The 12,398-nt window shown below is 57.5% G+C and carries 14 protein-coding genes; 9 read left to right on the top strand and 5 right to left on the bottom strand.

What is annotated here, in order from left to right; translation table 11 throughout:
* The first annotated feature begins 27 nt into the window (after positions 1–27).
* The 3 genes from RHM55_RS03325 (at position 28) to RHM55_RS03315 (ending at position 2,567) form a co-directional block, all read left to right on the top strand.
* Positions 28–1,464 (top strand): transglycosylase SLT domain-containing protein, encoded by a 1,437-nt coding sequence (locus RHM55_RS03325; RefSeq protein ID WP_322179500.1) that lies wholly within the window; start codon positions 28–30, stop codon positions 1,462–1,464.
* 102 nt (positions 1,465–1,566) lie between these two features.
* The gene (locus tag RHM55_RS03320) at positions 1,567–2,001 is read left to right on the top strand and encodes a DoxX family protein (protein ID WP_322179499.1); all 435 of its coding nucleotides are present in this window, start codon (positions 1,567–1,569) and stop codon (positions 1,999–2,001) included.
* 257 nt (positions 2,002–2,258) lie between these two features.
* Entirely contained in the window at positions 2,259–2,567 is a 309-nt protein-coding gene (locus tag RHM55_RS03315) for a class I SAM-dependent methyltransferase (RefSeq protein WP_322179498.1), read from the top strand.
* Between the two features lie 46 nt (positions 2,568–2,613).
* On the opposite strand, the gene greB is transcribed toward RHM55_RS03315, so the two are convergent.
* Genes greB through RHM55_RS03300 form a run of 3 tightly spaced genes read right to left on the bottom strand, consistent with a single transcriptional unit; the run spans position 2,614 to position 6,353 of the window.
* Positions 2,614–3,111, bottom strand: coding sequence for a transcription elongation factor GreB (gene greB / locus RHM55_RS03310; protein WP_322179497.1), 498 nt, complete (start codon positions 3,109–3,111; stop codon positions 2,614–2,616).
* A gap of 36 nt (positions 3,112–3,147) precedes the next feature.
* Positions 3,148–5,670: an ABC transporter permease gene (locus tag RHM55_RS03305; protein ID WP_322179496.1), complete on the bottom strand. Its 2,523-nt coding sequence runs from the start codon at positions 5,668–5,670 to the stop codon at positions 3,148–3,150.
* Positions 5,670–6,353: an ABC transporter ATP-binding protein gene (locus tag RHM55_RS03300; protein ID WP_322179495.1), complete on the bottom strand. Its 684-nt coding sequence runs from the start codon at positions 6,351–6,353 to the stop codon at positions 5,670–5,672. Before RHM55_RS03300 ends, RHM55_RS03305 begins: the two co-directional genes overlap by 1 nt.
* A gap of 10 nt (positions 6,354–6,363) precedes the next feature.
* Between RHM55_RS03300 and RHM55_RS03295 the strand changes: the two genes are divergently transcribed.
* The 3 genes from RHM55_RS03295 to RHM55_RS03285 all read left to right on the top strand — a co-directional run bounded on the left by RHM55_RS03295 (position 6,364) and on the right by RHM55_RS03285 (position 8,366).
* Positions 6,364–6,969: an arylesterase gene (locus RHM55_RS03295; RefSeq protein WP_322179494.1), complete on the top strand. Its 606-nt coding sequence runs from the start codon at positions 6,364–6,366 to the stop codon at positions 6,967–6,969.
* 55 nt (positions 6,970–7,024) lie between these two features.
* Positions 7,025–7,318 (top strand): hypothetical protein, encoded by a 294-nt coding sequence (locus RHM55_RS03290; RefSeq protein ID WP_219060268.1) that lies wholly within the window; start codon positions 7,025–7,027, stop codon positions 7,316–7,318.
* Positions 7,319–7,403: 85 nt separating this feature from the next.
* A complete protein-coding gene (locus tag RHM55_RS03285) occupies positions 7,404–8,366 on the top strand; it encodes a L,D-transpeptidase family protein (RefSeq protein ID WP_322179493.1) in 963 nt (320 codons plus the stop codon).
* A 139-nt stretch (positions 8,367–8,505) separates the two neighbouring features.
* On the opposite strand, the gene RHM55_RS03280 is transcribed toward RHM55_RS03285, so the two are convergent.
* Positions 8,506–8,757: an Lpp/OprI family alanine-zipper lipoprotein gene (locus RHM55_RS03280; RefSeq protein WP_219060265.1), complete on the bottom strand. Its 252-nt coding sequence runs from the start codon at positions 8,755–8,757 to the stop codon at positions 8,506–8,508.
* A gap of 622 nt (positions 8,758–9,379) precedes the next feature.
* On the opposite strand from RHM55_RS03280, the gene RHM55_RS03275 reads away from it, so the two are divergent.
* Positions 9,380–9,661 (top strand): GNAT family N-acetyltransferase, encoded by a 282-nt coding sequence (locus RHM55_RS03275; protein ID WP_322179492.1) that lies wholly within the window; start codon positions 9,380–9,382, stop codon positions 9,659–9,661.
* Positions 9,662–9,726: 65 nt separating this feature from the next.
* Here RHM55_RS03275 and RHM55_RS03270 read toward each other — a convergent pair whose 3' ends face one another.
* Positions 9,727–10,803: a 3-deoxy-7-phosphoheptulonate synthase gene (locus RHM55_RS03270; RefSeq protein WP_322182719.1), complete on the bottom strand. Its 1,077-nt coding sequence runs from the start codon at positions 10,801–10,803 to the stop codon at positions 9,727–9,729.
* 275 nt (positions 10,804–11,078) lie between these two features.
* Between RHM55_RS03270 and RHM55_RS03265 the strand changes: the two genes are divergently transcribed.
* Positions 11,079–11,414 carry a thioredoxin family protein gene (locus RHM55_RS03265; protein WP_322179491.1) on the top strand — a complete coding sequence of 112 codons (336 nt, stop codon included), beginning with the start codon at positions 11,079–11,081 and terminating at the stop codon, positions 11,412–11,414.
* A 15-nt stretch (positions 11,415–11,429) separates the two neighbouring features.
* Complete coding sequence (locus RHM55_RS03260) at positions 11,430–12,383, top strand: putative 2-dehydropantoate 2-reductase (protein ID WP_322179490.1); 954 nt, start codon at positions 11,430–11,432, stop codon at positions 12,381–12,383.
* Positions 12,384–12,398: the final 15 nt, after the last annotated feature.

Raw genomic sequence — 12,398 nt, 5'->3', positions numbered from 1 at the left:
TTTGGCACGCATTCCCCTGGAGAACGGATGACGCGACCCTCATTGTTGATCGTGCTTTGTTTGTTGGCGTTGCTGCCATTTCCTGCGGCTGCGCGACTTGCCGGGCCGCCTGTGGTGGTGCACAAAAGCCAGGTACGCGATCTGGCGGCTATCCGTAGCAGTAAGGTGCTGCGGGTGCTGGTCAATCAGAGTCGTAACAGCTCCGGTGAAGTCCAGGGCGAGGCGATCGGGGGCGAATATCACCGGTTGCACGCCTTCGAGCAATACCTCAATGGCCATTCGCGTGACGGGCAACAACTCACGCTGCAAATCATCCCCAAATCCAAGGATCAATTGCTCGCGGCATTGCAACGCGGTGAAGGCGATCTGGTCGCGCCGGGAGAGCTGCTCAACACCAGCGCTGCACGGAATATCGATGCCAGTGACCCGATTGTCAGTCATGTGCCGCTGATCGTGGTCGGTATCAAGGGGGAGCGCGGTTTCAAGCACGTCGAGCAGCTGTCCGGACACACGCTGACACTGCCCACCGGCAGCGCGGCCGACGAGGCGGTCCACCAGCTCAACCAGAAGCTGGCATTGCGCAAACTGCCGCCGGTCAAGATCGAATGGGTTGATCCCAGCCTCGCCGTTGAAGATGTCCTGGAAATGGTCCAGGCCGGAATCTTTCACCTGACGGTTGTCGAACAGCCGATTGCCGAGCGCTGGGCCAAGGTCCTGCCCAAGCTGCGAGTGGATCGGACGTTGGTCTTGAGCACCCGTGGTGACATGAACTGGTACGTGCGCCGCGACGCATCAATGTTGCGTGCAAGTATTGATCGCTTTCTCAAGACCTACCGTGTTCCGGCGGATCAGGATGCGGCGTTTAAACGGGCCTACCAACGTCTGTATCAGGTGCACAATCCTTTGGCTCGCGACGACCGTCAGCGGTTGGAAAAACTGCGGCCGATCCTGCAGCGCACGGCAGATGAGCAGGGCATGGATTGGCTGAATCTGGCGGCCTTGGCTTTTAAGGAGTCAGCGCTGGACCCCAGAGTGAAAGGGGGTAGCGGCGCAACGGGGTTGCTGCAAATCACCCCGTCTGCCGCGCAGCGAGTGGGCGTCGACAATATTCAAAGCCTGGACAGTAATGTCCAGGCCGGTGCCAAGTACCTGACCATGATCCGGCGCAAATTTTTTTCCAGCTCCCGCGTCAACGAACGTGAGCGTATGGCGTTCGTCCTGGCGGCTTACAACCTAGGGCCGGAGAGAGTGCAGAGCATGCGTACCGAGGCGCGGCGACGTGGGCTGAATCCGAATCAGTGGTTTTTTCAGGTCGAGCGAGTCGCCCTGGAGCAGGCGGGAGTGGGCGTCGTGAGCTATGTTAACAGCGTCAACAAGTATTACCTGGCGTTCGATCGAGAGCGGGAGGCTTTGGAGACGCAGTCGCAGAAGGGTGAGGCGAGAACGTTTACGCCATATAAATGATCTACATTATCGATGTTTATGCCGCTACTTTTAGGGTTTTAACATTGGCTAGTTTGATTATCATGGTGGCCAACATACTTCTCCTACAAAGGAATGAACGCGATGAGCACACTGATTAAAACCATTTTCGCAACCCGTGCCGGTTACGGCTTGACTGTCCTGCGTATTTTTGTGGGCATCATTTTCATCGGCCACGGTGGACAGAAACTCTTCGGCCTGTTTGGCGGTTATGGCTTGGCGGGTACCGCGCAATACATGGAAAGCATTGGTCTGGCGCCAGGTTATCTGATGGCGATGCTGTCCGGAGGTTCCGAATTTTTCGGTGGTCTGGCGCTGGTCATTGGCCTGTTAGCGCGACCCGCTGCGGCCTTGTTGACGGTGCTGCTCGTGGTCGCGATTTTCTCGGTGCACATCGGTAATGGTCTGTTTATGGCCAACAATGGTTATGAGTTCGCTCTGGCACTGCTAGGAGGAGCGGTCGCCGTGTTGATCGAAGGTGCTGGCAAGTTGTCGGTGGACAAGGCCATCGCCGATTGAGCGATCACCGTGACGAACAAGGCTCGCAATGTGCGAGCCTTGCTTTTTTTGCGACCTATGCCGTCTTGACAGTTCACAGGCAGCTTCTCTAGGATGCTGCTCATGCGCCGATTTAAACAGCTACTTGCGGGGCGCCAGGTGAGGTTGAACCCTTACCGACTGAAGTCTTCACAGGCTTCGAAATACCGCTAAAGCGCTGGTTCGGTGTTGCCTCTCACCGCTGCCCAGCGGGATTTTTGAGGCTGAGATAAAACACGATGAGCTGTCCGCGTCCCCTGATACGACTGTCCCCCTTTACGTCCCCCCTGACTCGCCGCAATCCAAGGATTCTGCTGGGAGGTTCGCATCAGCCGACGCTGCTGCGTTATCTCGAAGGCTGGCCAAAACGCAACGGTAAGCCAGCGGCCTTTCTCATCGAGTTCATCGACCATTGTGAATCCCTGTCGCGCTTTGCCAACGACCGGTTTGACCTTGCGGTGGTCCAGTCGCCGAGTGCTGACGAGGCTGAAGACTTCATTAAACATCTGATCCGTGTTGCCCGGCAGGGGCTGATTACTCGCGGTTGAATGTTAGACGCTGCTGTTTGTCTTTTGACTTGAGGCATTCAAGTGATCAGAAGTATTCGATAGCAACAATGTAACTGATCTGCTCACCGACGGGCGTTTGAACTCGAACTTCTGTATCCAGCGCTTTACCAATCAGGGCGCGAGCCAGCGGTGAGTCGATACTGATCAGGTTTTGCTTCAGGTCCAATTCGTCGGGTCCCACAATTCGGTAACGGGCTTCTATGCCCTCTTCGTCTTCGACAGTGACCCATGCGCCAAAATAGACTTTGCTCTGATCGCTGGGGTGTTCGCTGACCACCTTCAAGCTTTCGAGACGCTTGGTCAAAAAACGTACCCGGCTATCGATCTCGCGCAGCATCTTTTTGCCGTAGGTGTATTCGGCATTTTCTGAACGATCACCTTGTGCGGCTGCTTCACTCACGGACTGCGTGACCTGAGGGCGACGTACGTGCCAGAGTTCGTGCAGTTCGGCGCGCATCCGCGCTTCACCTTCGGGGGTAATAAGCGCGGTGCCAGCGGAGCGAGGAGGACGGTAACGGCTCATGGTCTGTCGCCTGGCGATTAGGATGCGCCAAGTTTATCAGCCATCACGTAGCACCGTCAGTGGGCTGACATTCAAGGCTCTGCGGGTGCCGAACACTCCGGCGCCGCCGACCAGTAGGGCGCCGATGATGGGTAATAACAGCAGCCAGACGTGGGGGTGCCATTGAAGGTCGAAAGCATAGCGGTACAGCGCAAAGCTCACCAGTTCGCAACCCAATGCAGCCAGCCCACCACTGGCTGCGCCTAACAGGCCAAACTCGATGCGTCGCGCCTTGACCAGCAGTGATCGCTCGGCACCCAGTGCGCGCAGCAGGGCGCCTTGGCGGATGCGTTCGTCGAGGGTTGCTTGCAGGCCGGAGAACAAAACCGCGAGCCCCGCCGCCAGCACGAACAGCAGCACGTACTCCACTGCGATCGTCACCTGAGCGAGAATGCTCCGAAGTTGCTCCAGCAGCGCTTCGACTTGAAGGATGGTCACCGCCGGGAAGGCGCGAGACAGCTCGACGATCTGTTGATCGTTCCCGGGTGCCAGGTAGAAGCTGGTCAGGTACGTGGTCGGCAAATCCTTGAGCGTACCGGGCTGGAAGATCATGAAGAAGTTGGGCTGGAAGTTGTCCCAATTCACTTCGCGCAGACTGGTGACCTCAGCTTCTCGGGCGGCCCCGCCGATGATGAAACTCATGCGGTCACCGAGTTTGAGCTTCAGGCTTGCTGCCAGTTTCGACTCTACAGACACCCCGGGAACTTGCTCGGCGGTGGTCGTTGCGCTGCTGTTCGTATTCGGCCACCAGTTTCCTGCGCTCAGGCGATTGCCCTGCGGCAGTTCGGCGGCCCACGTCAGACTGAGGTCTCGTTCAGTCGCGTTTTCGCCACGCGAGTCCTTGCTCACGATGTTGCGGACGGGCTCGCCATTAATGCTGATCAAACGTCCAGGCACGACGGGATAAAGCGGCGCAGCATGGGTGGAGAGGCTAGCCATCCGTTCGGTGAAGGTGTCTTTGTCAGCCGGGAGGATATTGAGCGCAAAATAATTCGGTGCATCTTTGGGTAGCTGATTCTGCCAGGTGTCGAGCAGTTCTCCGCGCAGCAGGGCGATCAGTCCCATGGACAACAGAATCAGTCCGAATGCCAGCGATTGCCCGGCGGCGGCCAAAGGATGGCGCAGCAGTTGGCCCAGACCCAGTCGCCACGGTAGCGACGCACCTGCCAGCAGACGGCGCAGGCTTTGCAGCGCGAGCAGCAGCAAGCCACCCAAAACGACAGCGGCAATGATCCCTCCGCCAAGCAGGGCAAAGGTCAACACCAGGTCGAGACTCAAGCGCCACATGATCAGGCCGAGCGCTAGCAGCGCGGTACCGTAGACCAGCCACGAACTGGGAGGAATGGGTAGCATGTCGCGGCGCAGTACACGCAGGGGTGGCACGCGACCCAGCGCGGCCAGGGGTGGCAACGCAAAGCCGGCGAGGGCGACGAGGCCGGTACCGATGCCCGCGATGGCCGGTAGCAGGCCTCCGGGCGGGACGGCGGCAGGCAGCAAATCGTGCAGCAGGGCGAACAGACCCAATTGTGCGAGCCAGCCCAGCAGCGCGCCGGTGACGCTGGCCAGCAGCCCAAGCATTGCGAGTTGCAGGCTGAATAAAACCAGTGCTTCTCTGCGTGACAGACCCAGGCAGCGCAGCAAGGCGCTGGCATCGAATCGTCGTGTTGCAAAACGGGCGGCCGACAGGGCCACAGCCACACCGGACAGCAAGACTGCTACCAGGCTGGCCATGTTCAGGTAACGCTCGGCCTTGCCCAGCGCACCACCAATCTGCCGATTGCCGTCGCGAGCGTCCTGTATGCGTTGATTAGCGGCCAATCCCGGGGTGATTGCCTGACGGTAGGTTTCCAGAGACTCATGGTTGCCGCGCCAGAGCTCACGATAGCTGACCCGGCTGCCGGGCTGGACGACGCCTGTCGCGGCAAGGTCCGTCAGATTGATCATCACTCTGGGCGTCAGGCTGTAGAAGTTGCCGGCGCGGTCGGGTTCGTAGGTCAGTACCCGACTCAGTCGAAGGGTTTTCGAGCCGACGTCGATACTGTCGCCAACCTTTAGATTCAGTGCCGCAAACAATCGTGATTCGGCCCAGGCTTCACCCGGATTCGGTCGGCCACCGGATGCCTCTGCTTGATAGGGCGCCTCGGCGCTCTTTAGCTCGCCGCGCAAGGGGTAAGCAGTGTCCACCGCTTTGACGCTCGCGAGTTGAATGCCGCTGTCAGTAGCAATCACGCTGGAGAATTCGACCACCTGTGCGTGGTCCAGCTTTAACTGCTTGCCTGCTTCGATCTGCGTTGGTTGGGCGGGGCTGGTGCCTTCGAGAATCAGGTCCGCGCCGAGAAACTCGGTGGCGCGCAGCAGCATCGCCCCATTGAGGCGAGCGCCGAAGTAGCCGATGGCGGTGCTTGCTGCCACGGCAACCAGCAAGGCAAAAAACAACACCCGCAACTCTCCGGCGCGTGCGTCGCGCAGGAGTTGGCGAGTCGCAAGGCTCAGCAGACGAAGAAGCGGCAAGCGTGCCATCAAGGCTCCAGAGGGGTGACCAATCGGCCACCTTCAAGACGGATCATGCGCTGGCAGCGATGCGCCAGACGTTCGTCATGGGTGACTAGTACGAGTGTCGTGTGACGCTCTCTGTTCAGCTCGAACAGCAAATCGCTGATCCGTTCACCGGTGTTGCTGTCGAGGTTACCTGTGGGTTCATCGGCAAACAGCACGTCGGGATTGGCGGCAAAGGCCCGGGCAATGGCCACCCGTTGTTGCTCGCCACCGGAAAGCTGGCGTGGCGAATGCGTCAGGCGTTGGCCCAGCCCCACGCGTTCGAGCAAAATCCGGGCGCGCTCGCGGGCGTCCTTGCGGCCTTCGAGCTCCATGGGCAGCATGACGTTTTCCAGTGCATTGAGACTGTCGAGCAGTTGAAATGACTGGAAGACGAATCCGACATGCTCCGCACGGATACGCGCACGCTGATCTTCATCGAGATCGCTGAGGTTGCGTCCGGCCAGTGTGACTGCTCCGGCGCTGGGTAAGTCGAGTCCCGCCAGCAGGCCGAGGAGGGTGGATTTGCCCGATCCAGAGGCGCCGACGATGGCCAGACTGTCTCCTTTGTTCAGTTCCAGGGAGAGTTCGTGCAGGATAGTCAGGTCACCTTCGGTGCTGGGGACCACTTTGCTAAGGTTCCGAGCACTGAGAATACTTTCGCTCATGGAGAATCCGATGCGTGCGTGGTTTTTAAGTGCTGGCCTGGTTTTGCTGTTGCTGTCTCAAGGAGCTGCGGCGGGCACAGTGCTGATCGTTGGCGATAGTATCAGCGCTGCTTTCGGCCTGGATACCCGGCTGGGCTGGGTATCATTGCTGGAGCAGCGCCTGCAGAAGGAGGGTTTCACCGATAAGGTGGTCAATGCCTCGGTCAGTGGCGACACCAGTGCTGGAGGCCAGGCGCGGCTGCCAGCGCTGCTTGCAGAGCATAGACCGCAGTTGGTAATCCTGGAGTTGGGCGGTAATGACGGGCTGCGCGGACAGCAACCTGCGCAATTGCAACAAAATCTTGCGTCGATGATTCAGCAGTCGCAGAAGGCAGGGGCCAAGGTGCTGCTTTTGGGGATGCGTATTCCGCCCAATTATGGCGCCCGCTATACCCAGGCTTTCGAGGCGGTTTACAGCAATCTGGCAGAGCAGGAAAAAGTCCCGTTGGTGCCGTTTTTCCTTGAGGGTGTGGGCGGTATTCCCGAGTTGATGCAGGCCGATGGTCTACACCCGGCCGCCGCGGCACAGGGCAAGTTGCTGGAAAACGTCTGGCCGACGCTAAAACCGCTGCTTTGACGCTTTTCTAGCGGCGAACTTTGGGCTAAGGTGGCGCCCCGATTTGGAGCCCCCGATGCCGCGTCCCGCCTGGTCTTTATTTGCCTATCAACTGATCGAGCCTGATGAGCAACTCGACTTGTTCGCGTGCCAGGAAGTGCGGGTGCATCTGGTCGCGCGCCAGCTTGAGTTGGGTGGCTCGATCGACCGCACATTGTGTGGCACGTTGTTGCCAGCACAGCCTCGCTGGTCGGGTGTCAATTCGGCGAAGCTTCGTGATGAGCGTCTGTGTTCGCTGTGTCGGGCGATTCTCGAGGCGCAAAAGCGGGGTACGCGCCCTATTTGGCCAGAGCTTCGATTCAGTCAGTAAATCGTTAGCTGCCTCCCGATTTTATGGTCGGCGGTGTACAATTCCTTCACTTTACTTCCCGTCGCTTATCCCAAGGATTTTCCGGATGTTGTCGCGCATTCCTGCCGTCGCTCGCTGTCTGTCACTTGCTGCGCTCTGTGCGGCGGGCCCCGTCACTGCATTAGAGTTCCCTCTGCCCCCTCCGGGCGAAGATATTGTCGGTCAGGTTCAGACCGTAACCGCAAAATATGAAGATACCTTCGCCGACTTGGGGACCCGCTACGATTTGGGTTATCTGGAGATGATCGCAGCTAACCCCGGTGTCGATCCGTGGTTGCCGGGGGCGGGTACCCAAGTGGTATTACCAACGCGTTTCGTATTGCCGCCTGGTCCGCGTGAAGGCATCGTGATCAATCTGGCTGAGTACCGTCTTTACTATTACCCCAAAGGCTTGAACGTGGTTCACACCTATCCGTTGGGGATTGGTCGTGAAGGGTGGGGTTCACCTCTCGCGTTGACCAAAGTGACAGCAAAGATACCGAATCCGACCTGGACGCCGCCTGCTTCGATCAAGGCCGAGCATGCGGCTGACAATGATCCGCTGCCTAGCGTCGTACCGGCCGGTCCCGACAATCCGTTGGGGCCGTTCAAATTCAGTCTCGGTTTGCCGGGTTACCTGATCCACGGTTCGAACAAGAAATTCGGCATTGGCATGCGTACCAGTCACGGCTGCTTCCGCATGTACAACAACAACGTGCTGGAGATGGCAGGTATGGTGCCGGTCGGTACGCCAGTGCGGATATTGAACGAACCCTACAAATTCGGCATCAGTGGCGGCAAGGTCTATCTGGAAGCGCATACGCCTTTGGACGACAAGGGCAATCCATCGGTCGTCGACAAGCACACTGCAGTGATCAATGCCTTGCTAAAGCGTGAGGATCTGGCCAACAACCTGCGCATGAACTGGGACGTGGTGCGGGATGTGGTGGCTGCAGAGGATGGCATGCCGGTTGAGATCGCAGTGCCGAGCGGGTCGGTGGTGTCGAGCGAGCCGCTCAATATTCAGTAATCGCCTGCAAGCGAACCCGTCTGCCTTGCCTTGAATTCCAAGGCTGGGTAGGCGGGTTTTTTATTGTCTGGGGTAAAACGAAGGCAATAAAAAAGCCGATCCAGAACTGGATCGGCTTCTCAATAATCCCGAAAGATTATTACTTACGGCTTGCTTTATCCAACATACGCAGAGCGCGTTCGTTGGCTTCGTCAGCAGTTTGCTGAGCTTTTTGAGCAGCAGCCAGAGCTTCATCAGCCTTGCGATAGGCTTCATCAGCGCGTGCTTGGGAGCGAGCAGCTGCGTCTTCGGTAGCAGTCAGACGAGCTTCGGTTTCTTTGGAGACGCTGCTGCAACCAGTAGCCAGAATTGCGGCCAGAGCCAAAGCAGAGAATTTCAGAGCGTTGTTCATCGTGTTCACCTTCCAGGACTTTCTAATGAATAGTCATCTCTCGAAAGTGAGAAAATGACCGCGATACATACTACCCATTGTTTGTAGTAAGTAAACTGAGGAAGCGCAAGAAGCGGGCAAATTTCTTGTGTTTTAAACTGTTCCGAACAACTTCTCGGGGGTTTTGTATAAAAAATATCCAATCGCCGGCATCAACTTGGCGGCGCTCGCACTAAATCGGGCAGGGCTCAAGGACGCCCTTGACCGGGTAACGAAGAGAATAGACGATTCGCGGGCTAGTATATGGCACCTCCCCATCGGGCACATGTTCCGTGTTTGTCGTGAGTTTGCTTTTTTGCGCGGGTACAGGGGGAACTTTCTCATCGGAGATTCGTCTCAGTCGGCAGCCCACGGCAATGTTCACGTCAACGGTCAGAGCGACCGTCGGATTTTTCAGCGCCTCCTGTGCAACAGCTTGAGCAAATACCGAAATGACGCCTACTATTTGCAGGTGCTCGTGTGTAGGAGAATGGCAAAGCTGTTCTCGATGTCCAAAACAGGCACAGGGGTGGCGTAGAGGTTCCTTCGCCGGAAAAACATCGGTAAGGTAGGGGTCTAATTTCAAGACCCGCGAGGAGCAGTGATGAGCGAGGCGTTGTCCATCCACCATGACCATGTTGGCCATCAATTCGAGACCAATGTGGACGGCCATCGTGCCTATCTGACTTATATGGACCTAGGCAAGCAGACCCTGGATATCTATCGGACGTTTGTGCCCAATGCCCTGCGAGGCAGAGGTATCGCTGCTGCATTGACCGAACAGGCGCTCGCGTACGCCGATAGCATGGGCTACACGGTGATTCCGTCTTGCTCTTATGTTGAGCGGTACATGGAGCGTCACCAGCGACATGCGGTAAAAATCTGATCAGGATGCCGCCACGATAATAAAAAACGCCGAGCATTTGCTCGGCGTTTTTGTCTCTGCAGTAATCAGTTGCGTTGGCGCTTGGGCAGCACATTCTTGAGTTTTGCGTGCATGCTGCGCAGGGTTTTCTCAGTGTTTTCCCAGTCGATGCAGGCATCGGTAACGGACACGCCGTATTGCAGCTCTTCAAGGTTTTTAGGGATCGACTGGCTGCCCCAGTTCAAGTTACTTTCAACCATCAGGCCAATGATTGACTGGTTGCCTTCGAGGATTTGGTTAGCAACGTTTTCCATCACCAGCGGTTGCAGGGCCGGGTCCTTGTTGGAGTTGGCGTGGCTGCAGTCGACCATGATGTTAGGGCGAATACCGGCCTTTTTCAGCGCCTGCTCGCATACGGCGACACTGACCGAATCGTAGTTAGGCTTGCCATTGCCGCCGCGCAATACCACATGACCGTAGGCGTTGCCTTTGGTGGTGACAATAGATACCCCGCCTTCCTGGTTGATGCCCAGGAAACGATGGGGGCTGGAGACCGACTGCAAGGCGTTGATGGCAACGGTCAGACCGCCGTCAGTGCCATTCTTGAAGCCAACGGCTGAAGACAGGCCAGAAGCCATCTCGCGGTGTGTTTGTGATTCAGTGGTGCGCGCGCCGATGGCCGACCAACTGATCAAGTCCTGCAAGTACTGTGGTGAGATCGGGTCAAGAGCTTCAGTGGCTGCTGGCAGGCCCATTTCAGCCAGATCAAGCAGCAGCTTGCGGCCAATGTGCAGGCCGTCCTGAATCTTGAACGAGTCATCCATATACGGGTCATTGATCAGGCCTTTCCAGCCCACGGTTGTGCGCGGTTTCTCGAAGTACACGCGCATCACCAGGTACATGCTGTCCGACACTTCAGCGGCAAGGGCCTTGAGGCGATTGGCGTATTCGTGAGCAGCTTTGATGTCATGGATCGAGCACGGCCCGATCACTATGAACAGGCGGTGATCCTTGCCATCGAGGATATTGCGTATCACTTCGCGGCCCTTGGTCACCGTGCGCAGAGCAGCTTCTGTGAGCGGGAGCTCGCGCTTGAGCTGATCCGGCGTGATCAGGGTTTCATTGGAAGCAACGTTGAGGTCGTCAATCGGTAAATCAGCCATCGTGTTACTCGTCAGGTCACGGGTGCTGGCCGCCAACGATCCCCGTGCGGCGGAGCCCAGCACGATTGAGCACAGCGGGGACCGGAACCTTAGCGCGTTATCCGGCTGTTCGACAATGGGCAAACGCGGCTTTAATCCCGGCGGCATGGCCTGATCGCTATCTTTGACGGACAGATGGGGTGTCTATAAAGGCCAGGCCGTACACGATTTAAAGAGGAATTTACAAGCAGGCCCGTCGAGACGGATAGTGTACGGCCATCTTCAGGAAGTCTTTTGTGAATGAATTGGAACTGACCGACTTCGATGTGGATCAGCGTTTGCTGACGTTGCCGGGCACCTCGCTGGTCATTTTTACCAGCATCGGATGTGCCAGCTGTCGTTGGGCCAGGCAAGTGTTGCCTAGCCTCGATCTGCCTGTCGAGCGTGTGTGCTGGATTGACGCTGCTGAAAATGGGGGCGTGGTTCAGCGTTATCAGGTGTTCCATCTGCCGGCGTTGTTTGTGGTGCGTGACGGTGAATTCTATGGGGCCTTGCATGCTCGGCTGACGTTGTCCGAGCTCAGCGCTGGCTTGAATCGGGTGTTGAGTGTTGATGCTGAAGAGTTGCCATGACGGGGAGTTGCGAGGGTGAGTAAAGCAAAACGGGTACGGATCGGAATTATAGGCACCGGTGCAATTGGCGGTTTTTACGGTTTGATGCTGGCACGTGCCGGCTTTGATGTGCATTTTCTGTTGCGCAGCGAGTTTGCCTCAGTTGCACACAATGGCCTGCATCTGGACAGTGCCGTTCATGGCGCTCTGACCTTGAATCCGGTGCAGGCTTATTCCTCGGCTGCGGATATGCCGCCTTGCGATTGGTTGCTGGTCGGTACTAAAACCACCAGTAATGTGGACCTTGCACCGATCATCACCCAGGCTGCAGCGCCTGGCGCTAAAGTGCTGTTGCTGCAAAATGGTCTGGGCGTCGAGGACGATCTGCAGCCATTGTTGCCAGCGTCGCTGCACCTGTTGGGTGGTTTGTGCTTTGTCTGTGTCCACCGAACTGCGCCGGGGGTTATCACGCATCAGGCGTTGGGTGCGGTAAATCTCGGGTACCACAGCGGTCCGGCAACTGACGCGGTGTCTCGGTTGAGCATCACCGAGGAGGGGGCTGAGCTGTTTCGCAAGGCCGGGCTGGAATCCCAGGCGACGCCCAGCTTGTCTCAGGCGCGCTGGCAGAAATTGGTGTGGAATGTTCCGTATAACGGTCTGTCCGTGCTGCTGAGGGCGAGCACCACACCATTAATGGGCGACGCGAATAGCCGCGAGTTGATTCAGGCAGTCATGAGCGAAGTGGTGCAGGGGGCTCGGGCATGTGGGCACGCCTTGCCCGAGGGGTACGCTGAACATCTGTTTGCCGTGACAGAAAAAATGCCGGATTACAGGCCGAGCATGTACCTTGATTTTCTGGAAAAACGACCCTTGGAGTTGGATGCTATCTATGCCAAGCCATTGGCGGCAGCGCTGAAATCCGGGCATGACATGCCGAAAATTCGCGCGTTGTACCAAGCATTGGCCTTCATCGATACGCGTAACGGCTGATACAGCCAGGCAGGG

This window comes from Pseudomonas sp. MH9.2, assembly GCF_034353875.1.
In the GTDB taxonomy this organism is placed as follows: Bacteria; Pseudomonadota; Gammaproteobacteria; order Pseudomonadales; family Pseudomonadaceae; genus Aquipseudomonas.
The sequence above is the reverse complement of the archived record's forward strand: the minus strand, read 5'-3'. Positions and strand labels throughout refer to the sequence as shown.

Excerpts from the sequence above, each read along its gene's own strand:
- RHM55_RS03325 (WP_322179500.1), top strand. The coding sequence starts at position 28 with ATGACGCGACCCTCATTGTTGATCGTGCTTTGTTTGTTGGCGTTGCTG.
- RHM55_RS03320 (WP_322179499.1), top strand. The coding sequence starts at position 1,567 with ATGAGCACACTGATTAAAACCATTTTCGCAACCCGTGCCGGTTACGGC.
- RHM55_RS03315 (WP_322179498.1), top strand. The coding sequence starts at position 2,259 with ATGAGCTGTCCGCGTCCCCTGATACGACTGTCCCCCTTTACGTCCCCC.
- greB (WP_322179497.1), bottom strand. The coding sequence starts at position 3,111 with ATGAGCCGTTACCGTCCTCCTCGCTCCGCTGGCACCGCGCTTATTACC.
- RHM55_RS03305 (WP_322179496.1), bottom strand. The coding sequence starts at position 5,670 with ATGGCACGCTTGCCGCTTCTTCGTCTGCTGAGCCTTGCGACTCGCCAA.
- RHM55_RS03300 (WP_322179495.1), bottom strand. The coding sequence starts at position 6,353 with ATGAGCGAAAGTATTCTCAGTGCTCGGAACCTTAGCAAAGTGGTCCCC.
- RHM55_RS03295 (WP_322179494.1), top strand. The coding sequence starts at position 6,364 with ATGCGTGCGTGGTTTTTAAGTGCTGGCCTGGTTTTGCTGTTGCTGTCT.
- RHM55_RS03290 (WP_219060268.1), top strand. The coding sequence starts at position 7,025 with ATGCCGCGTCCCGCCTGGTCTTTATTTGCCTATCAACTGATCGAGCCT.
- RHM55_RS03285 (WP_322179493.1), top strand. The coding sequence starts at position 7,404 with ATGTTGTCGCGCATTCCTGCCGTCGCTCGCTGTCTGTCACTTGCTGCG.
- RHM55_RS03280 (WP_219060265.1), bottom strand. The coding sequence starts at position 8,757 with ATGAACAACGCTCTGAAATTCTCTGCTTTGGCTCTGGCCGCAATTCTG.
- RHM55_RS03275 (WP_322179492.1), top strand. The coding sequence starts at position 9,380 with ATGAGCGAGGCGTTGTCCATCCACCATGACCATGTTGGCCATCAATTC.
- RHM55_RS03270 (WP_322182719.1), bottom strand. The coding sequence starts at position 10,803 with ATGGCTGATTTACCGATTGACGACCTCAACGTTGCTTCCAATGAAACC.